Origin of the sequence: Micromonospora sp. WMMD558 (assembly GCF_049315255.1) — a bacterium.
Classification (GTDB): Bacteria; Actinomycetota; Actinomycetes; order Mycobacteriales; family Micromonosporaceae; genus Micromonospora.
The window spans coordinates 536,591-555,719 of the sequence record NZ_CP186061.1; the positions used below are offsets into that span (position 1 = coordinate 536,591).

Sequence of the window (19,129 nt, forward strand, 5' to 3'; positions counted from 1 at the left end):
GACCGGAATGGTTGCCTCGCGGCGATTTAAGTTTCGCTTAGCGAGCCTGCCCACAGCTGGGGAAGATCGGTACCTTGCCCGGATGCGACACCTCAGAACCGTGATCGCCGCAATTCTCGTGGGCCCGCTGTCGTGGCTCCTGTTCGCCGCCGGCCAGGACCGGTCGGCCCGGGCGTTCGCGGAGGCGGCCGACGGCGGCGTGCCGGACGGTGGCGACCTCCTCCGCCCCCTGCTGGTACTGGCGGCCGCCGGGATCCTGCTCGGGCTCATCGCCACGCTCCGGATCTCCCCGCTGGGCGCGGCGCTGGCCGGGTTGATCTACTCGGCGAGCTACCTGGTCCTGCTGGTCAGCCCGGGCCTGGTGACGACCGTGTTCGACCACACGCTGACCCTGGCCGGCTACCAGGTGGATCTGATGGCTCCGGTACGGAACGGCACGTCACTGCTGGTGGGCTCGCTGCTCCTCGTCGGCGTCGTGAGCATCCGCCGCTGGCGGCGCTGGCCGGAGCCGGCCGCCGACGCACCCGCGACGCTGACCCCGGACGAGATCATCCCGGCCGTGCCCGACAAGGACCGCCCGGTGGGCGTGGACGGTCTCGGCCTGGGCCAACCTGGCCGGGCACCGGAACCGGCACCCGAGCCGGTTCCGGCCGGTGGTCCGGGCTGGGCCGGTCGCTCCGACTGGTCCCACCTGCTCTCGGACGACGCCAGGGGCAGGCCGGCCGGGTCCCCGAACTGGACGCGCCAACCCTCCCCATGAGCCGCTGACGGCGCGATTCATCCAGAGTCAGCGGCTGGGACGGGGGTGCGGGCATCGGGGCCCGCACCCCCGTCGTCGTTAGGCGAGGCGACGGATCCGGCGGACGGCGAGGACGATCAGCAGCGCCGCGAGGGCGACGAAGATGCCCGTCTCGATGGTCTGGAACAGCCAGTAGCGGCTGCCCGGCTGGTAGAGCTGCCAGTTGTACGCGCCCGGCCCGAGCCCGAGGTCGGCGCCGCAGGCCCGGCCGTCCGGGCCGGTGGCGCCCGGCGGGCAGAACACCTGCGCGTTGGGCGCGACCAGCTTGCCGGAGGCATCGCGGACACCGTTGGCGAGGAGCCAGTCCCCGTTGATCCGGCCCGGTTCGCCGGTGGCGCCCCGCACGGGGAAGGTGAGCTCCTCGGCGGGCAGGTAGCGGGGCCGCGCCAGCACGCCCACGGCGACGCGTACGCCGACGAAGCCGACCAGCGTCGCGGCCATCGCGGGGAGCATGCGGGGCCAGACGGTGCCGGCGAAGACGCCCAGCGCGACGGCGAAGAGGGTGTACCCGATCGGCGCCACGCCCTGCATGTCGAAGAAGAAGGCGTCGAACCGGCCCTGCTCCCACCCCTGGTTGAGCGGGACCATCCACCAGACCACGCCGAGGCCGTACGCCACGGACGCGATCAGCGCGGCGGTGCCGACGAGCCCGAACTTGACCAGCGCCCAGTGCCGCCGGCTGACGCCCTGGGTCCAGACGAGGCGGTGCGTACCCTGCTCGACCTCACGGGCGACCAGCGGGGCACCCCAGAACAGGCCGACGATCAGCGGTAGGGCCAGGAACAGCACGCCGACCAGGTTGAGGATGTCGTACTGGTCGTAGAACTGGTTGAAGGCCCGGTGGCAGGTCTCGCCGAGGCCGGGTCCGGCGCCGATCTCCCGGAAGCGGGTCACGCAGTCGGGCAGCCCGTAGTCGTCGTAGGCGTTGCGCATGGCCAGCCCGGTGGCGGCCATGAACGCCCCGAGGACCGCGAGCGCGGCCACGGCGAAGAACGCCTCTCGGCGGTGCTGCCGCCAGGTCAGCCAGATCATGCCGGCACCCCCCACGCCTCGTGGCTGGCCTTCGTGTCGCCGTCGGCGAGGTGCGCCAGGATGACGTCCTCCAGGGTCACGTCGCGCTCCGTCCACCGCGGATCGGTGACCGGCCCGTCGATGCGGACCAGCAGGGTGGACTGCCGGTCGGTGTGGCTGGCCCGGACGATCTCCGCGACACCGGCGACCGGGGACCCGTCGTGTCGGGGGCCGACCAGCCGCCGGTGCGCGACGACCAGGTCGTCGACCGGGCCGGCGAGCCGCACCTGGGCCGCGTTCAGCACGATCACGTAGTCGCAGACCCGCTCCACGTCGGCCAGCAGGTGCGAGGAGAGCAGCACGCTGGTGCCGGTGTCGGCGACGCTGCCCATCAGGGTCTGGAGGAACTCCCGCCGGGCGAGCGGGTCGAGGCTGGCCACCGGTTCGTCGAGCAGCAGCAGCCGGGGCCGCTTGGCCAGGGCCAGGGCGAGCGCGACCTTGGCGCGCTGCCCGCCGGAGAGCCGGCCGACCGGCTTGTCCGGCGGGATGCCGAGGTCGGCCAGGCGGGCGCGGGCGAGCGCGGCGTCCCACCGCCGGTTCAGCTTGCCGCCCATCGTGATCAGTTCGGCGGCGGTGAAGTCCCGGTAGAGCGGGGTGTCCTGGGCGACGAAGCCGATCCCGGCGAGGGCCGCGGGGTTCCGGTACGGGGTCTCGCCGAAGATCCGCACCGCGCCGGCGTCCGGGCGGGACAGCCCGACCGCCAGGTGGAGCAGGGTGCTCTTGCCCGCTCCGTTGGGCCCGACCAGGGCGGCGATGCGGCCGGCCGGCAGGTGCAGCGAGCAGTCCCGCAGCGCCCATTGTCGGCCGTACCGTTTGCCGAGTTGGTCGGTCTCCACCGCTGCCTGCATGGCGTGTCCTCTCATCGTGCCGACGCGGTCTGCTGTGGTGGTTCGAGTGGGAGCGACGCCCGCAGCGTCGTCTCCACCAGGGCGGTGATGTCCTCGGGTGTCAGCCCGGCGGCCTGCGCCCGGTCCAGCCAGGCCACCAGGTCCGCGCGGAGTTCGGCCTGGTTGGGCAGGGACGCACCGGCGAGGCTGCGGGTGACGAAGGTGCCCACCCCGGGGCGCCCCTCCGCCAGGCCCTCGATCTCCAGTTCGCGGTACGCCTTGAGGACCGTGTTCGGGTTGATGGCCAGGGACTGCGCCACGTCGCGCACCTTCGGCAACTGGTCGCCCGGGCTCAGCAGGCCCACCCGCAGGGCCTGCTTGACCTGCTGCACGAGCTGCACGTAGGTGTTCACCTTCGACCGGCTGTCCAACACGAACTCGATCACTCGCCGCGACCCTCCCCTATTGTCCTACGCAAGTAGGACTATAGGACAGCGTGGGCACGACCGGGTCGGTTGTCAAGCTCCACGGCCGACGGTCAGCCGGACGGCGATGCCGAGCGCGTGGTGCACCCGACCGCGCAGCAGCAGGTACTGCTCGCGCAACCGCGCCGGGGCACCCGGTGGCGGATCGACGACCACCGGCTCCTGCACGATCTCGTCGGCGCTGAACTGCTCACGGGTGAGGTCGACCTCGATCCCGCCGTCGAGGCGGTTCCAGTAGTGCACGCCCTGCCGCGTCCCGTCGCGCCGCAGGACCGGCCCGAGCAGGAGCTCCCCGCCGACCAGTTCCCGCAGGACCAGGGCGGTCACGCCGCACTGCCCGCGCGCCGGGTTGGCGGGCGACCAGTCCGGCAGATCCACCGGGTCGCAGGTGTCCGGCGACCACGCCGCCCGGATCGCGCGCTCGACCTCGGCCAGGGACGTCAGAACCATGGCGCGATGCTGCCAGGCGGGTACGACAGGCTCAGCCCGGCCGGTCAGCGGTCGGGGTGGCGTCAGCGCCCGGGCCGCTCACCGGACCGGTCATCACGGCGCCCACGATGCCGACCAGCGCGGCGAGCAGGATCGCGCCGAGCGCGATGGCGACGCTCAGGAGGATCTTCCGCGGCCCCCGACCGCCGCCCTCGTTCCGCCGGCGGGTACGGGTGCCGGCGGCGGACCGGGTGGGCGCGGGCCGGGGCGGTGTCCGCACGAACGAGGGCCCGGCGACGCCGCTGCCCGGCGGTCGGCGTACCCGGTCGCCGAGCCCGGACGCTGCCGGCGGGCCGGAAGCCGGCTGGCCGGGGTCGCGGCCGGGGAAGGCGACGAAGCCCCGGACCAGCGAGGCGCTGCGGAAGTGGTCCTCGGCGGCGCAGTGCAGGCACACGTCGTCGGCCGTGGACCGGCCGCAGCCCGGGCACTGGCCGGCACGAACCCCTGCCCCGTCCCAGCCGGGGCGGCTGTCATCGGTGGAACCGGTCACCTCGTCCTCACCAAACACGGGCCCGGGACCGTCCGGCACGACCCGCTCGTCCCGCGTACGGTACTAAGACCGGTGTCCCCTCGCCACGCGTGAACCGGCATCCGGGACCGGCGCCGCCGGGCAGTGGCCGGCCGAACCGCCACCGTCCACCATGTGCGCCACAGCTACCGCACGGCGGCCCAGCTCCCTACCGTGTCGATCGTGAACGTCTTCGACGAGGTGAACTGGGCGGCGCGCCGGGCGGGCCGGTACCGCGGCCTGCACCAGGAGCCGGGCGGGCTGGGGTTGAGCGTCGGCTACCTGATCTTCTGCGGCGTCGGCATCGTCGGGTACCCGTACCTGTCCGACGTGCAGAAGATGGTCGACTTCCTGCTGCTGTCCTTCGCGACGGTGCCCGCGGTGATGATCGGGCTGAACCGGACGCCCGCCGGGCACCGGAAGCCCTTCTGGTTCCTGCTCGCCGCCCTGGTCAGCTTCAACGCCAGCAACGTGGCCTGGTACTGGTACGTCTTCGCGATGCGCCTCCCGAGCGGTGACGGCACGGTCGTGGGGATCTTCGCGGCGCTGGCGCAGGTGTTCATGTTCGCCGGGGCGATCACGATCGTCGTACGGCGCGGGCGCGACGACGTGGGCGGGCTGATCGACGCCACGATCGTGTCCATGGTGGCCGGTGGGGTGCTGTGGAACTTCCTGCTCCTGCCGCACCTGCGGGACGTCGACGCCCCGGCCATGACGCAGATCTCGACCTGCGTGATGGTCTTCATGCTGACCGGCATCTTCGGGTGCCTGGTCCGGCTGCTGCTGACCGCCCGGGAGTTCATCCCGGCGCTGTGGTTCCTGCTCACGGCGATGGGGTTCTCCCTCGTCGGGGTGGTCAGCGTCGCGCTGGTCGTCGTCCCCGGGTCGAGCGACCGGCCGGCGTACACGGACATGGCGTACCTGGCGGGCTACACGGCGGTCGGGTTGACGGCCCTCGCCCGGTCGGTCGTCCGCCTGCTCCAGCCCGGGCCGGCGCCGACCGACGAGCTGAGCAAGGAGCGGTTGATCTTCCTCGGGCTCGCGCTGTGCGCCATGCCCGCCGTGGGCAGCGCCAGCGAACTGCTCGGCCGGGACGTCGACACGGCGCTGCTCGCGGTCAACACCGCCGCCGTGACACCGCTGGTCATGCTGCGGATCTGGAACGTGTGGTCGGAGCGGGTACGCGTCCTGCGCTACCAGGCGAGCGTCGACCCGGTCACCAACCTGCCGAACCGGGCGGAGTTCCTCCGACGCCTGGACGCCGCCCTGGCGGCGGGTCGCCGGGTGGTGGTGCTCTTCTGCGACCTGGACGGGTTCAAGACCGTCAACGACCGGTACGGCCACGCCACGGGCGACCAGGTGCTGGTGGACATGGCCGGGCGGCTGCGCGGCTGCGTCCGCCCCGGCGACACGGTGAGCCGGTTCGGCGGCGACGAGTTCGTCATCCTCGGCCTGGACGCGCAGCGGGACGACGCGACGGAGTTGTGCCGGCGGATCGAGCGGGTCTTCCGCCCGCCGTTCATCGTCGCCGGTGGGCCGGTGCGCCTGGGCGCGAGCATCGGCGTGGCGTGGAACGACCGGCCCGAGGACGGCGAGCGGCTGATCCGGCGCGCGGACGCCGCGATGTACACCGCGAAGCAGGACCGGCGCGCCGGCCCCGGCCTGCAGATCTGCCTCGCCACGTCGGAGCGTGTCACACCCCGGTCGTAGCGTGCGCCCGTCAAAGTCCCATCGCCGACGAGGAGCCGTCATGCTCGACCATCTCGGGATCCAGGTGCGTGACCTGCCCGCCAGCCTCGCCTTCTACGACGCCGTCCTGGCCCCGCTCGGGGCCCGCCGCATGATGGAGTTCCCGGGAGCGGTCGGGTATGGCAGCAGCGCCCCCGACTTCTGGCTCAGCCCGCTGGACGGCGAGGCGCAGGGCGTCGAGGCGCACATCGCGTTCACCGCGGCGGACCGCGCGGCGGTGCAGGCGTTCCACGACGCGGCCGTGGCGGCCGGCGCCGAGGTGCTGCACGCCCCGAAGCTCTGGCCGGAGTACCACGCGACCTACTTCGGCGCGTTCGTGCGCGACCCGGACGGCAACAACGTCGAAGCGGTCTGCCACAAGCCGGAGTAGGGCGGGTCTCCCCCGCCGGTGCGGCGGCCAGGAACGCCGCCGGTGTCGCGGCGGACGTTCCTGGACACCGACTAGCGCGTCGACGGCGACCGCCGGCCCGGCTGAGGCGTGAGCGTGGTCGGCGTCGGCGGACGCTCGACCGGCCCGGGCGACGACGTCGGCGTCGGCGAGCCGTCGACCGGGCCGGTCACGTCGCTGACCACGACCGGGCTCGGTGTCCCGGCCGGGACGGTCGGGGTGAGCGTCCGGCCGACGGCGAACGTGACGGCGACGACCGCCGACGCGGCCAGCGCCGCCGCGGCGGCGGCGAGCCGGCGGTCGTGCAGGCGGGCGGTCACCGGTGCCTCGGCGGGTGCGGCGAGCGGCGGCGCGACCGGTCGGGCGCGCAGGTGGGCGGCGACCAGGTCGTCGAGGCAGGCGGCGACGGCGTCGCGGTTGCCGAGGCCGTCGGCGAAGGCGAGAGTGAGGTAGAAGCGCAGGTTCAGCGCGGCCGGCGGCGGCGCGAGCAGCCCCGCCAGCGGGGTCCCGTCCTTCGTGTGCAGCAGGGTCAGCGGGGCGCGCGGGTGGTGCGCCGGGCCGGCCAGGTCCGCGTACCACCAGATCCGCTGGCGGTGCCGCCCGAGGAACACCACCCGGCGGTCGGTGACCACGGCGGTGCCGGCGTCGACCACCCGGAGGCCCGGCGGCAGGGGGCGGCCCGGCGCGTCGGTGCCGGCCGGGTCGACGGCCAGGCCGGGTGCGGGCAGGCCGGCGAGGTTGCGGGCCGTGACCTCGACCAGTTCCACCTTCGGGAGTACGCGGTAGACGACCTCGCCGCGGCCCAGGTGCACGACGGGCGCGTCCGGCGGCAGGCTGCACCCGAGGAAGCAGGTCGCCTCGACCCGCAGCCGGGTCAGCTCGTCGGCGCGGCGACGCCACGCCTCGGCGTCACCGGCGTGGGCCCGCCGCCGCCGGTCGTTCTCCCGCTCAGCCCACCGGACCCGCCACGGCGGTCGCGGCGCAGCAGGGGGTGAGGTCGCCGTCACGCACAGTACAACGTTTCACATCCCGCCCGGACACGCCCCGGCCGGTCAGCGGACCGGGTCGTGGGTGCCGCACGGGACGTCGGGTCGGCAGCGCCGCAGCCGGTCGGCCGCCATCCGCCCGCCCACGGCGAGGCCGTGCCGCTCGACCGCGGCCAGCCCGTACGCGCTGCACGTCGGGGTGTAGCGGCACTGCCCGGGCCAGCGGTGCGACGGCCAGCGCCGGTACCCGAGGATCGCCGCCCGCCCCGCCCGGTCCACCAGCGACAGTGGCCGGCCGGCAGCGCCGTGTATGGGAGCGGTCGCGGGCACGCCACCTCCCGGCGGATCAGCGCCGGAAGGTACGGCGGACGCCGCCGTACGCGCGGCACGCCCGAGGGCTGCCGCCGGCGAGGCTGACCGACCCGTCCCGGCACTGCACGAGGTACCCGCGTCCGGCCCAGAACTCGGGCACGCAGTCGAACCAGTCGCACACCTCGGCCGCGGGCCGGCGGATGCGGGTGCCGCTGCAGAAGCCGTACCCCATCGGGTTGGCCGGCGCCCCGCACAGCTCGTCGTCCGACGGCGGTGACGAGGGAGCGGGCGGTGACGAACGCGCGGGCGACGGGTCCTCGCGGCGCGGCGTCGGCGACACGGCGGCCTCGACCGGCGCGGCGGTGGTCATGGTGGGTGCCGGCGTGGCGGCGACCGCGACCTCGGAGCGGCCCGGATCCGACGGGTCGGTCTCCAGCAGCGCCACCGGCACCAGCAGCGCGATGCCGGCGGCGATGGCCACGGTCCGCCGGCCGCCGGGCACGAATCCGCTCAGCCGCGCCTGGGCGGGCGTGGCGATGGCCGGCCGAAACGGCTTGAGCTGCTCGTGCTCGGCGATCGCCTCGTCGAGCTGGGCGATGACCGCGCCGCGCTGCTCGATCGCGTCGGCGAACGCCAGCGTCAGCGTGAACCGGAAGTCGGCCGCCACGTCGACCGGGAGCAGCAGCCCGGAGGCGCGGCGCCGGTCGAGCACCTGGATCAGCGTGACCGGCGCGGTCGCGTCGTGGGCCAGGCCGGTCATCTTCCCGTACGTCCAGTCGCGCCGGCCGCGCCCGCCGAGCAGTACCAGCCGGCGGTTGGTGATCACCGCCATGCCGGCGTCGGCGACCCGGATGCCGTCGGGCCGGCGGTTGCGCAGCGACGTCGGCCGCGGCGTGACGGTGAGGTCGGGCGCGGGCAGCACCGCGGTGTGCCGGACCTCGACCAGTTGGGCGGCGGGCCAGGCCCAGAAGACCACCTCGCCGGGGGTGAGCTCCAGGGGGAGGCCGGAACCCGCGTCGGTCGAGCCCTCGAACTCCTCGGCGAGGGTACGCAGCCGGCGCAGTTCCTCGTCGCGCCGCCGCCACGCCTCGTCGGCGTCGCGGAAGACCCGCTGCCGCCGTTCGTTCTGCCGGTATGCCCACCGGTACCGCCACGTCGAACCGGTCGAATCAGTCATTGCCACGCCGACTCCTAGGCCCTGGGCCACCAACCGGGGTGTCACATCTGTTAACCGTGGTGGGGCCCGCTCGGGGACGGGTTGCCGGGTGCAAATTGCCCGATCGGTGGAGCAACCCGGACGATAGGGCGGTTTCGCTGCGTCGATTCATGCCGTGCGGGCGTGTCGCGCGACCCGAGGTCCGGCGGCGGGCCCGCACGACACGCGGCGCGACCGCACGCCGAACCGCGCGCGCAACCGGATTCGCCGTCCCGCCCGCCTTCGGCTCGGTAACGTCAGCGGCGGCCGGGGGCCGCGCACGGCGAGGGGGTGGGGCCGGTGACCGACAGGGCCCTGGGCGTCGTGATCGGCGTCGACGTCGGCACCACCAGCACGAAGGCCGCCGCGTACGACACCCGTGGCCGGCTGGTCGCCCACCACTCCGCCGGGTACCCGCTCGACGAGCCCCACCCCGGATACGCCGAGCAGGATCCGCACCGCATCCACGCGGCGGTGATCGAGGCGGTCCGGGGCGCGGTGGCCGGACTCGACCGACCGGTCACCGCCCTCTCCCTCTGCAGCGCGATGCACAGCCTGATCGGGCTCGACGCCACCGGCGCCCCGATCACGCCCTCGATCACCTGGGCCGACTCGCGGTCCGCCCGACAGGCCGAGCGGCTGCGGGCGGTGCCGTCCGGGCTGGCCCTGCACCAGCGCACCGGCACCCCGATCCACCCGATGGCGCCACTGCCGAAGCTGCTCTGGTACGCCGAGATGGAGCCGGAACTCTTCGGCCGGATGGCGTACTGGGTGGGCATCAAGGACTGGCTGCTGCTGCGGCTCTGTGACGCGCTGGTCACCGACCACTCGATGGCCTCGGCGACCGGCCTGCTGGACATCCACCAGCTGGCCTGGGATTCCGAGGCCCTCGGTATCGCCGGGATCACGCCGATGCAGCTGCCCGAGCTGGTCCCCACCACCCACGTCCTGCCGGGCGTCACCGCCGAGGTGGCCGCGGCGACCGGGCTGCCCCGGGACACGCCGGTGGTGGTCGGCGCCGGGGACGGGCCGCTGGCGAACCTGGGGCTCGGCGTGGTCGCCCCGGGGATGGCGGCCTGCTCGATCGGCGCGAGCGGCGCGATGCGGGTGATGGTCGAACGGCCCGGCGTCGACCCGCTGGGCGGGGTGTTCTGCTACGCGTTGACCGAGCAGCGCTGGGCGGTCGGCGGCGCCATCAACAACGGCGGCATCGTGCTCGACTGGGCCGGCGAAGCGCTCGCTCCCGAGCTGGGCCCCGACGCCGAGGAGAAACTGCTCGCCGAGGCCGCCCGGGCGCCGGTCGGCTCCGGCGGGCTGCTCATGCTGCCGTACCTGCTGAGCGAGCGGGCCCCGAACTGGTCGGCGTTGCCGCGCGGCGCGTACGTGGGGCTGACCCACGGGCACCGCCGCCGGCACCTGGTCCGGGCCGCCCTGGAGGGGGTCTGCCAGCAGCTCGCGCTGGTGCTCGGCGCGATCCGGGCGGCCGGCAACGAGGTCCACGAGGTCCGGGCCAGCGGCGGCTTCGCCCGCAGTCCGCTGTGGCGGCAGATGCTCGCCGACGTGCTCGGCATGCCGGTGCGCTTCCCCGCGGGCCGCGGGGGGTCCGGCTTCGGGGCCGCGCTGCTGGGCATGGAGGCGTTGGGCCTGGTCGCGTCCATCGACGTCGCGGCCGAACTGGTCGACATCGACGAGGCCGTCCGGCCCGACCCGGCCGCCGCCGCCACGTACGCGACGCTGCTGCCGCTCTTCTCGGAGCTGTACGAGGCGCTGGTGCCGGCCTTCTTCACGCTGCGCCGGCTCGCGCCCAGCCTGCCGCCGGAGCCTCCGCCGGCGGCGCCGCCGAAGTGACCCCGCCCGCGTTCCTGACCGGCGGCCCGATCGCCACCGGCGACGAGGTGGTACGCCCGGATGGCCCGGACGGTCCACGACTACCTGACCGCGCCCGCGCCGGAGGCGGTCAGCGAGCGACCCGTCAGGGGGCCTCGACGCCGGAGATCAGGTACCGGTGGACCTCCGCGCCGCGGATCGCCACCTGCTGCTCCTCCGTCGGGCCGGAGCCCCGGAACGCCAGCAGCTCCTCCTCGGACTCCCACCGCTCGTAGACGTTGACCCGGCCCGGCTCGACCAGGTCCCCGCTGATGGTGAAGTCGACGCACCCGGGCGCCTTGCGGGCGGCTTCCACCACCTCGACGCAACCGGCGAGGTAGTCGTCCCGGTCCTCCGGGTCGACGTACAGGCTTCCGGCGACGATGAACACCTGTCGAACCTCCGATGTGTGCGATCCTGACGCGACAGTCTCACAGTCCTACGACAGTCGAAGCCACCTTCCACAGACGTCGATACCCGCGTACGCTGACCGCCACATCGAGCGGCGACGATGCTGCGGAAGGCCGGTGAACCCATGCGGTCGGTGCTGTCGAGGCGGACACGGTTCCGGTTGATCGGCGCGGGGGTGGTGGCGGCCGCGCTCACGGTCGCGACGACCCTGGTGCACCTGGCCGGTGATCCACCGCGCCCGGTCGCCCTTCAGGAGGAGGAGAATCCGGCCGCGCCCGCCGAATGGATGTGGGCGCAGCGGGCCAACCCGGACGGCTCGATCCCGGCCACCGCCTACCAGGAGGCGCTGGCCCAGTCGCGGACGCTGGAGAACGCCACGCGGCGCGGCGCGCCGAACCTGTCCGACGTCACGTGGAACCTGCTCGGCCCGACCAACATCGGCGGGCGACTCATCGACGTGGTGGTCCACCCGACCACGCCCGGCACGGTCTACGTCGCCGCCGGCACCGGCGGGGTGTGGAAGAGCGTCGACGGCGGCGCCACGCTGACCAGCGCCTGGGCCGACGACCTGCCGCAGTCCATGGGCGCGCTCGCGATCGCGCCCGACGGCACCCTGTACGCGGGCACCGGCGAGCCGGACCACGGCGGCGGCGGGTCGTACTACGGCACCGGCGTCTACCGCTCCACCGACGGCGGCGCGACCTGGGAGAGCCTCGGGCTGACCGACACCGGCGCGATCGGGCGGATCCGCATCGACCCCACCGACCCGCGCCGGATCGTCGTCGCCGCGCAGGGCCGGCTGTTCGACACCGGCGGCGACCGCGGCGTCTACCTCACCACCGACGGCGGGGAGACGTGGAAGCAGCTGCTCGACGGCCTCAACGACTCCACCGGCGCGATCGACGTCGCGATCAACCCGACCGACCCGGACATCCTGCTCGCGGCCATGTGGGACAAGCTGCGCTACCCCGACGGGCGCGAGTACGGCGGCCCCGGATCCGGCCTGTACCGCTCCGCCGACGGCGGCGCCACCTGGACCCGGCTCGGCGCACCCCTGCCCGCCTCGACCAGCGACCCCGGCCGCATCGGCGTCGCGTTCGCACCTGGCGACCCGAACCGCGCGTACGCGATCACCAACGACCGGATCGGCAACCTGACCGGCTTCTTCGTCTCCGACGACGCGGGCGCCACCTGGACCCAGCCGATGACCGGCGAGCCGGCGCTCGACGCCGCCGACGGCGGGTTCGCCTGGTGGTTCGGCCGGCTCTGGGTCGACCCCGCCGACGCGAACCACGTCTTCTCCGCCGGGGTACCGATGATGGAGTCGCGCGACGGCGGCCTGACCTGGGTGACCGGCCGGGGCATCCACGTCGACCAGCACGCGATGGCATGGGACCCGCACACGCCGGGCCGGGTGTACGTGGGCAACGACGGCGGCCTCTACTGGTCGGACCAGGGTGGCGACGTGGTCGGCCCGTGGAACGCCGCGTCCGTCCAGCCGTACATGCAGTTCTACGCCATGGACGTGAGCGCGCAGGACGTGCGCCGGGCCTCCGGCGGCACCCAGGACAACGGCTCGCTGCGGTCCTGGGGCGGGACCGACTGGAACCTGTACCGGGGTGGCGACGGGATGATGAACCGGATCAACCCGGTCGACCTCGACAACGTGTACGCCTGCTCGCAGAACGGCGGCTGCGCCCGCTCCGACAACGGCGGCGACACGATGACCTCGATCCGGGCCCGGTTCGCCGGCACCCGGTTCAACTGGGTGTCGCCGTTGGAGATCGCCCCCGGCACGCCGGACACCGTCTACTTCGGCTCCAACGTGCTCAACCGCTCCGACGACCGGGGACGCACCTGGCGGGCGGTCAGCCCCGACCTGACCGGCGGGCCGACGCCGCGCAACGCCACGTCGTACGCGACCATCACCGCGATCGGCATCGCCCGGACCGACGAGGACGTGGTGTACGTCGGCACCGACGACGGCTACCTGTGGGTCACCCGGGACGGCGGTGGCACCTGGACCCGGCTGACCGACCCCGACCTGCCCGACCGGTGGGTCACCCGGGTGACCGTGGACCCGGCGGACGCGCGGACGGCCTGGGTCACGTACTCCGGCTTCCGCTGGGAGAGCGAGACCCAGCCGCACGTGCTGATGACCACCGACGGCGGGGCGACCTGGCGGGACATCTCCGGCAACCTGCCGCAGGCGCCGGTGAACGACGTGATCCGGCACCCGAAGCACCGCCAGTGGCTGTACGTCGGCACCGACATGGGTGTCTTCTTCACCCCGAACCTGGGCCGTACCTGGCTCAAGGTCGGCGCGACGTTCCCCGCCGTGCCCGTCATGGACGTGCACTTCCACGCCGGGTCGAAGACGCTGTTCGCAGCGACGTTCGGCCGCGGCATCCTGCACGCGACGATCGGCGACTGACCGGGACCGTGGCCCCGGGCTTCCCCGGGGCCACGGTCGGCGTCACGCCCGGCTGATCGCGTTGGCGTGGATGGCCTCCGCCAGGTACGCGGCCATCCCCGGGCGGATCTTCTCGAAGTACTCGGTGAACCGTGGGTCACCGACGTACATGTCGGCCAGACCGGTGTGGATCTCGTACGAGCAGTCGTAGAACCACCGGCTGATGAGCTGCCGGTGCTCCTCGGCCAGGTCCGTCGCCGCCGGGCTGTCCGCCGGCGCGCCGGCGGCCATCACCTCGGCGAACCGGCGCCCCCAGTCCTCGTTCTCGGCCTTGTTGCGCAGCCAGTCTTCCTTCGAGTAGCCGGCGGTGCGCCGGGCCGACTCCCGGTACGCCTCGGTGCCGCCCCAGCGGCGTTCCGCCTCCTCGGCGTGCGCGTCCGGGTCGAAGTCGCCGAAGACCTCGAACCGCTCCTCCGGCGTCAGCGGGATGTTCATCTTCCGTGCCTCCATCGCGATCTCGATCGCCGCGACCATGTCCTGCAGCTTGCCGATCCGCGCGCTCAGCAGCTCGTGCTGCCGGCGCAGGTGCTCGGCCGGGTCGCTCGCCGGGTCGTCGAGGATCGCGGCGATCTCCTCCAGCGGGAAACCGAGCTCCCGGTAGTAGCGGATGAGCTGCAACCGCTCCAGGTCCGCATCGTCGTAGCGCCGGTAGCCGGTGCTGCTGCGACCGCTCGGCGACAGCAGGCCGATCTCGTCGTAGTGGTGCAGCGTCCGGACCGTCACGCCGGCCGCCTTCGCCACCTGCCCCACCGTGTACGCCATGGTCTCCCTCCCTTCCGCGATCCAGGCTCCCGCCTCCCGCAACGTGAGGGTCAAGGGGAAGGAAGGGCCCCTTTTTAACGCCTCCGGTAGAAGAAGGGTCCCCTGTTAACGGCTCGGCTGCGCGACCGGCTCGCGACTCCGGGCGCCCGAGCGGAGCAGCGCCGCGACGGCCACCGCGGCGAGCGCCGCCAGGGCGGCCATCGTCCACAGCACGGCCCGCAGGCCGCCGGTGAAGCCGGGGTCGGCGAGCCGGCCCGCCGTGGTGCTCGCGAGCACCGCGCCGACGACCGCGATGGCGATCGTCTCACTGGCCAGCCGGGCGGTGTTGATCATGCCGGCCCCGGTGGCCGCCCGGTGCGGGCCGACACTGCCGATCGCCAGCGCGTCCAGCAGGCCGATGGACAGCCCGATCCCGGCGCCCATGGTCAGCAGCGGACCGGCCAGCACGGCCGCGTCGCTGGTCGGGCCCAGCACGGTCGCCCAGGCCGCACCCACCGCGACCACCGCCACCGACGCGACGATCACCGCCGGAGCCGGCACCCGCCGGATCAGCGCCCCGGCGAGCAGCGGAAGCACCAGGGTCGGCGCGGTGAGCAGGATCAGCGTCGCGCCCGCCGCGGCGGGCGTCAGCCCGACCACGGTCGTGAAGTACGACGGCAGGTAGACCAGCAGCGGCACCATGACGGCGACGATGGTGGCCGCCGCCAGGCAGATGCCGACGAACCGGGGGTTCGCCAGCAGGGCCAGGTCGAACATCGGATCGGGACGGGACCGCTCCACGCGGGCGAACACCACGAGCAGCGCCAGCGCCACCCCGAAGGCGCCGACGATCCGCACGTCGTCCCAGCCGTACTCGGGACCCTGCACGAAGCCGAAGATCAGCAACAGCAGGGCGGCGGTGAACGACCCGGTGCCCGGCCAGTCGATCCGGCCGGCGTGCGGCTGGCGCGACTCCGGCAGCCACGGGGTGAGCAGCAGCACCGCCGCGCCCGCCAGGGCCGGCGCGGCGAACACCGCCCGCCACCCCAGCGTGTCGATCAGCAGCCCGGCGACCGACGGGCCGAAGGCCAGGCCGGCGCCGATCGTCGTACCGAAGACGCTGAACGCGCGGGCTCGGGCCGGCCCCTGGAAGGCGCCCGCGAGGAGCGCGGAGGCGCTGGTGGCGGCCGCTGCGGCCCCGACGCCCGCGACCGCGCGGGCGACGTCCAGCAGCAGGATGTCGCCGGCGACCGCGGCGAGCAGGCCGGACACCGCGAACAGCGCCACCCCGCCGGCGAAGACGCGCCGCCGGCCGACGAGGTCGGCGAGCGCGCCGGTGGCGAGCATGAAGCTCGCGAAGGTCGCGTTGTAGCCGTTGACCACCCACTGAACGGAGGCGAGACCGGCGTCGAGGTCCCGCCCGATGTCGGGCAGCGCGACCGAGGCCCCGGTCAGCGAAACCGGCAGCGAGAAGGTGGACAGCAGGACGGCGACCAGCACGACGGCCCGGTGGTTGCGCAACGTTCCCCCGTTCCTCGGAACGGTTCAGACTAGAGGTCGGGGTCAGCGGCCGGCGGAGCGGTTCCAGGGCGAGCGGGGCAGGACGGTCCCGGCCAACGGCCGGCGCTTCCGGCGACCGTGCCGCCGCCCGGCAGTGCAGGGCGGGCGGGAGGCGGTGTGCGCGGGGGGCGGGGCGGGTGCGACCGGTTCCCGTCCGATCAGCCAGCAGAGGAAGCGCACCACGCGCTCAGCCGACCGCGAGCCGCTGCGCGTCGGACCGGGAGATCTCGTACTGGGCACCGCAGAAGGTGCACTGCTGCACGTACCGCGTGCGGACCGGGACGAGCGGGATGAAGAACAGGGTGAACTTCGTCGACCGGCGGGTGATCACCTGGGCGGCGTGGTTGCCGCAGTGGCGGCACACCTGCCGCACCACGCCGGACTGGCTGACCTTGGTACGCAGGCCGAAGATGAAGAACATCGCCCGCCAGTACCCACCGGAACCGCCGTAATCACCTCGGCCCACGCACGATCTTCCCCGCGTCGTGCGTGCGGGTGCCGGCCCACCCCGAAGGGGCATCCCACCAGGGGCTGCCCCTTCGGGTCCGGTCCGCACGCAGGTCGGCGATGCCGCACGGCATCAGCCGGCACGACGGGAAGCTCTCAGCCTTCGCGGTGCTCCGAGCCCCAGTCCTTCTCGTCCGAGTGCTCGTCCTTGCCGTGCTCACCGTCGCGGTCCGACTTCTCGTCGTCCTTGCCGCTCCAGTCGGACTTCTCGTCGTCCTTGCTGCTCCAGTCCCAGTCCGGCTTCTCGTCGTCCTTGCTCCAGTCCCAGTCCGGCTTCTCGTCGTCCTTGCTGCTCCAGTCCGGCTTCTCGTCGTCCTTCTTGCGGTCGTCCTTCTTGCGGTCTTCCTTCTTGATCTGGCCCCGGATCTCACCGTTCGGGTACTTGTCGGTGTGCACGTTGACGTACGTGACGCCGGCCTTGATCGCGTCGACCAGCTCGTCGAACTCGCCGGGCTTGATGCCCTGCTCCTGCGGGCCGATGACGTCGGCGGGCTTGATCGTTCCCTCGACCTTGGCGGGAGACGCCGGGCACTCCTTGGTGCCCTTCGGCGCGCCGCCCTTCCCGTCCTTCGACGGGGTGCCGCAGAGGAAGGCGATGATCCCCCCGCTCTGGTGCCGCCCACCGAAGTGGATGTGCGCCGCGTTCACCTTCCCCTCGAGGTCCTCGTAGCTGAGCCGGAACTCGATCTCCTTCTTCCGCTCGTCGACGTGCGCATCGAACCGGCCGTTGCCCGGTGTCGAGATCGTGAGCGGGTCCTCCTGGTAGCCGTCGAGCTTCGCCCGCACGTCGAACCGCTCGCCCTTGGCGTCATCCCGGTCCCGGGAGTCACTCCAGTCGCGGCGGTCGCCGGCGTCGTCCTTGCCGCCGCCCATGGCCACGCCGCCCGCAGCGGTGGCCGCCACCGCCGCGCCGGCCGCCAGCGCCACTGCCCACAGTCGGGTACGTCCCATCATCACTGCTGCTCCTCACCTAGGTCTTGCCTGGCCAGACTCATCGACGGATAGGTCATCCATTCGTTTGAGGACACAGGCGGAGGCACCGTTCAGTCAGGGGCAGAGTGTGAGGATCTACGCCACTCATCCTGACCAGGCGCCTATAGCGAAATAGTTACACATTCGCCGCGCAAGAGATGAAGAGCTTACTGATTTGGCCTTCGGGTATCTCCCGGACGTACCGCTATTGGGGGACATTTACCACGAAAGGAGCCCGACCGGCGCGGTCGGGCTCCTTTCTTCCTGCCGGGGATGCTCAGCCGGCCGCTGGCGCGGGCTCCATGCCCGGCACCTCGGCGGAGAGCCAGATCGGCCGCCACTCGGCCATCTCGTGGTAGCGGCGCAGCTCGGCGAGCCCCGAGACCGACCCGGCCCAGCCCGAGTACGGCGGGTTCTGCTCGTCGAAGCCACTCTGCACAAAGGTCAGCTTCGTCTTCCCCGCGGACTCGGCCAGCTCCCACGTGGTGACGCCGATGGGACCCCAGTCGACGGACATCCGCCGCCCCGGCTCCACGTCGACCACCGTGGCGGCGTGGCCGGCCTCGAAGCCGCCCATCGCGTACCGGCCGCCGACCCAGGGCTCGATGCCGATCGGGTACCCGAACCAGGCGCTGGCCTGCTCCGAGTCGGTCAGCGACTCCCAGACCTTCGCCATCGGGGCGGCGATGAGCAGCTCGCCGCGCATCTCGGCGGAGGTGAAGTCGACCTTCGGCAGCAGCGGCTGCCCGGCCAGGTGCGCGTCGAGATTGGCCAGCGCCAGGCTCCACCAGGTCTGGAGCACCCCCCGGATGGTGCCGCCGCTGATGGCCTCGGCGAAGGTGACGTGGCTCTGCGCGAGGGTCAGCACGGTGGCGGCCGGACCCTCCGGACGCAGCGAGATCTCGGTGGTGGTCTCCACCCCGTCCAGCAGCCAGGCGAAGCGCAGTGTGTCGTCGTCGACGTGCAGCAGCCGCTGGTGCGGGGCGTCGCCCTCGGGCGTGTGCCGACCCCAGAACTCGTACGTCGTCGGCAGCTCGACACGGGCGTGCTCGGTGAGCCAGACACGCAGCTCGGCCGGGTCGGTGAGGGCGCGGCGGACGACCTCGACCGGAGCGGCGAGGAGGACGGTCAGCTTCATCGGTTCACTCACGGTCTGTTCCCTTCGGATAGACGGCCACGGCGAGCTTGAAGGCGTCACCCTCGGCGCCGCCGTAGCGCGTGAACAGGTCCTGCAGGGTCGCCTGCAGGTCGTGCAGGAACTGCTGGCGTTGCTCCGCGGGCACGCGGATCTCGCCGGAGACCCCGACCGAGGGGAGCTCGGGGGCGGCGCGGTCCAGCGCCGCGATGTCGGCCTGGACCTCCTCCATGAGGTCGAGCAGGTAGCCGAGGCTCAGCTCGTCGCGGGCCCGGCGCAGGCCGATGTGCCCGACGAGCCGGGGCGACAGCCAGTACGACCGGGCGGCGGCCTGGTAGATGCCCTCGCTGATACCCCGCACCTTGCGCTCGCTGACCTGCGTCACCAGGCCGGCGGCCACGAGTTGCTTGACGTGGTAGTAGACGCGCTGCGGCGTCTGGTCGAGCCGCGCGGCCACCTCGGTGCAGGTGCGCGGCTCGGCCAGCTGCCGCAGGATCTCGACGCGCTGCGGCTTGAGCAGGACCTCGGCCTGCTCAAGCTGCTCCAGGTACAGGACATCTCTCATGGCAAAATCAGTTTGTACGTACAAAACTTCTTTGTCAATGGCTACGACGAAGGCCGCGCCGACCCACGGCGCGGCCTTCGTGCCGGTGTC

Annotated in this window: 20 protein-coding genes; 5 read left to right on the forward strand and 15 right to left on the reverse strand. The window is 73.1% G+C overall.

The window, feature by feature from the left end; translation table 11 throughout:
- Positions 1–82: 82 nt before the first annotated feature.
- The gene (locus tag ACN26Y_RS02545) at positions 83–760 is read left to right on the forward strand and encodes a hypothetical protein (protein WP_422734188.1); all 678 of its coding nucleotides are present in this window, start codon (positions 83–85) and stop codon (positions 758–760) included.
- Between the two features lie 78 nt (positions 761–838).
- Here ACN26Y_RS02545 and ACN26Y_RS02550 read toward each other — a convergent pair whose 3' ends face one another.
- The 5 genes from ACN26Y_RS02550 to ACN26Y_RS02570 form a co-directional block, all read right to left on the reverse strand.
- Positions 839–1,831, reverse strand: coding sequence for an ABC transporter permease (locus ACN26Y_RS02550; protein WP_155333880.1), 993 nt, complete (start codon positions 1,829–1,831; stop codon positions 839–841).
- The gene (locus ACN26Y_RS02555; protein WP_422734189.1) at positions 1,828–2,718 is read right to left on the reverse strand and encodes an ABC transporter ATP-binding protein; all 891 of its coding nucleotides are present in this window, start codon (positions 2,716–2,718) and stop codon (positions 1,828–1,830) included. The genes ACN26Y_RS02550 and ACN26Y_RS02555 overlap by 4 nt, the downstream gene beginning before the upstream one ends.
- An 11-nt stretch (positions 2,719–2,729) precedes the next feature.
- A complete protein-coding gene (locus ACN26Y_RS02560) occupies positions 2,730–3,143 on the reverse strand; it encodes a GntR family transcriptional regulator (protein WP_422734190.1) in 414 nt (137 codons plus the stop codon).
- A gap of 72 nt (positions 3,144–3,215) precedes the next feature.
- Positions 3,216–3,632 carry a YunG family protein gene (locus ACN26Y_RS02565; RefSeq protein ID WP_422734191.1) on the reverse strand — a complete coding sequence of 139 codons (417 nt, stop codon included), beginning with the start codon at positions 3,630–3,632 and terminating at the stop codon, positions 3,216–3,218.
- Positions 3,633–3,663: 31 nt separating this feature from the next.
- Entirely contained in the window at positions 3,664–4,161 is a 498-nt protein-coding gene (locus ACN26Y_RS02570) for a hypothetical protein (protein WP_422734192.1), read from the reverse strand.
- Between the two features lie 201 nt (positions 4,162–4,362).
- Here ACN26Y_RS02570 and ACN26Y_RS02575 point away from each other — a divergent pair, with 201 nt between their 5' ends.
- A complete protein-coding gene (locus tag ACN26Y_RS02575) occupies positions 4,363–5,889 on the forward strand; it encodes a GGDEF domain-containing protein (protein WP_155333883.1) in 1,527 nt (508 codons plus the stop codon).
- Between the two features lie 40 nt (positions 5,890–5,929).
- Positions 5,930–6,298 (forward strand): VOC family protein, encoded by a 369-nt coding sequence (locus ACN26Y_RS02580; RefSeq protein ID WP_155333884.1) that lies wholly within the window; start codon positions 5,930–5,932, stop codon positions 6,296–6,298.
- A gap of 71 nt (positions 6,299–6,369) precedes the next feature.
- Here ACN26Y_RS02580 and ACN26Y_RS02585 read toward each other — a convergent pair whose 3' ends face one another.
- Genes ACN26Y_RS02585 through ACN26Y_RS02595 form a run of 3 tightly spaced genes read right to left on the reverse strand, consistent with a single transcriptional unit; the run spans position 6,370 to position 8,797 of the window.
- Positions 6,370–7,323 carry a hypothetical protein gene (locus ACN26Y_RS02585; RefSeq protein WP_155333885.1) on the reverse strand — a complete coding sequence of 318 codons (954 nt, stop codon included), beginning with the start codon at positions 7,321–7,323 and terminating at the stop codon, positions 6,370–6,372.
- Positions 7,324–7,368: 45 nt separating this feature from the next.
- A complete protein-coding gene (yidD, locus tag ACN26Y_RS02590) occupies positions 7,369–7,632 on the reverse strand; it encodes a membrane protein insertion efficiency factor YidD (protein WP_422734193.1) in 264 nt (87 codons plus the stop codon).
- A gap of 16 nt (positions 7,633–7,648) precedes the next feature.
- Entirely contained in the window at positions 7,649–8,797 is a 1,149-nt protein-coding gene (locus ACN26Y_RS02595; protein WP_155333886.1) for a hypothetical protein, read from the reverse strand.
- Between the two features lie 312 nt (positions 8,798–9,109).
- Here ACN26Y_RS02595 and ACN26Y_RS02600 point away from each other — a divergent pair, with 312 nt between their 5' ends.
- A complete protein-coding gene (locus tag ACN26Y_RS02600; RefSeq protein ID WP_155333887.1) occupies positions 9,110–10,657 on the forward strand; it encodes a gluconokinase in 1,548 nt (515 codons plus the stop codon).
- A gap of 124 nt (positions 10,658–10,781) precedes the next feature.
- Here ACN26Y_RS02600 and ACN26Y_RS02605 read toward each other — a convergent pair whose 3' ends face one another.
- The gene (locus ACN26Y_RS02605; protein WP_422734194.1) at positions 10,782–11,066 is read right to left on the reverse strand and encodes a putative quinol monooxygenase; all 285 of its coding nucleotides are present in this window, start codon (positions 11,064–11,066) and stop codon (positions 10,782–10,784) included.
- Between the two features lie 120 nt (positions 11,067–11,186).
- On the opposite strand from ACN26Y_RS02605, the gene ACN26Y_RS02610 reads away from it, so the two are divergent.
- Positions 11,187–13,520: a VPS10 domain-containing protein gene (locus ACN26Y_RS02610; RefSeq protein WP_422734195.1), complete on the forward strand. Its 2,334-nt coding sequence runs from the start codon at positions 11,187–11,189 to the stop codon at positions 13,518–13,520.
- A gap of 42 nt (positions 13,521–13,562) precedes the next feature.
- On the opposite strand, the gene ACN26Y_RS02615 is transcribed toward ACN26Y_RS02610, so the two are convergent.
- The 6 genes from ACN26Y_RS02615 to ACN26Y_RS02640 form a co-directional block, all read right to left on the reverse strand.
- Positions 13,563–14,321: a MerR family transcriptional regulator gene (locus ACN26Y_RS02615; RefSeq protein ID WP_155333890.1), complete on the reverse strand. Its 759-nt coding sequence runs from the start codon at positions 14,319–14,321 to the stop codon at positions 13,563–13,565.
- A gap of 105 nt (positions 14,322–14,426) precedes the next feature.
- On the reverse strand, positions 14,427–15,821 hold the full coding sequence (locus ACN26Y_RS02620) for an MFS transporter (protein WP_422734196.1): 1,395 nt from the start codon (positions 15,819–15,821) through the stop codon (positions 14,427–14,429).
- A gap of 226 nt (positions 15,822–16,047) precedes the next feature.
- Positions 16,048–16,326, reverse strand: coding sequence for a zinc-ribbon domain-containing protein (locus ACN26Y_RS02625; RefSeq protein ID WP_230688857.1), 279 nt, complete (start codon positions 16,324–16,326; stop codon positions 16,048–16,050).
- A 137-nt stretch (positions 16,327–16,463) separates the two neighbouring features.
- Positions 16,464–17,321 (reverse strand): CHRD domain-containing protein, encoded by an 858-nt coding sequence (locus ACN26Y_RS02630; RefSeq protein ID WP_155333892.1) that lies wholly within the window; start codon positions 17,319–17,321, stop codon positions 16,464–16,466.
- Positions 17,322–17,616: 295 nt separating this feature from the next.
- The gene (locus ACN26Y_RS02635) at positions 17,617–18,489 is read right to left on the reverse strand and encodes an SRPBCC domain-containing protein (RefSeq protein ID WP_155333893.1); all 873 of its coding nucleotides are present in this window, start codon (positions 18,487–18,489) and stop codon (positions 17,617–17,619) included.
- The gene (locus tag ACN26Y_RS02640; protein ID WP_155333894.1) at positions 18,482–19,039 is read right to left on the reverse strand and encodes a winged helix-turn-helix domain-containing protein; all 558 of its coding nucleotides are present in this window, start codon (positions 19,037–19,039) and stop codon (positions 18,482–18,484) included. The genes ACN26Y_RS02635 and ACN26Y_RS02640 overlap by 8 nt, the downstream gene beginning before the upstream one ends.
- Positions 19,040–19,129: the final 90 nt, after the last annotated feature.

Bases quoted from the DNA above. Each gene is read 5' to 3' on its own strand.
- ACN26Y_RS02615 (WP_155333890.1), bottom strand. From the start codon at position 14,321: ATGGCGTACACGGTGGGGCAGGTGGCGAAGGCGGCCGGCGTGACGGTC.
- ACN26Y_RS02630 (WP_155333892.1), bottom strand. From the start codon at position 17,321: ATGATGGGACGTACCCGACTGTGGGCAGTGGCGCTGGCGGCCGGCGCG.
- ACN26Y_RS02545 (WP_422734188.1), top strand. From the start codon at position 83: ATGCGACACCTCAGAACCGTGATCGCCGCAATTCTCGTGGGCCCGCTG.
- ACN26Y_RS02565 (WP_422734191.1), bottom strand. From the start codon at position 3,632: ATGGTTCTGACGTCCCTGGCCGAGGTCGAGCGCGCGATCCGGGCGGCG.
- ACN26Y_RS02640 (WP_155333894.1), bottom strand. From the start codon at position 19,039: ATGAGAGATGTCCTGTACCTGGAGCAGCTTGAGCAGGCCGAGGTCCTG.
- ACN26Y_RS02550 (WP_155333880.1), bottom strand. From the start codon at position 1,831: ATGATCTGGCTGACCTGGCGGCAGCACCGCCGAGAGGCGTTCTTCGCC.
- ACN26Y_RS02580 (WP_155333884.1), top strand. From the start codon at position 5,930: ATGCTCGACCATCTCGGGATCCAGGTGCGTGACCTGCCCGCCAGCCTC.
- ACN26Y_RS02610 (WP_422734195.1), top strand. From the start codon at position 11,187: ATGCTGCGGAAGGCCGGTGAACCCATGCGGTCGGTGCTGTCGAGGCGG.
- ACN26Y_RS02555 (WP_422734189.1), bottom strand. From the start codon at position 2,718: ATGCAGGCAGCGGTGGAGACCGACCAACTCGGCAAACGGTACGGCCGA.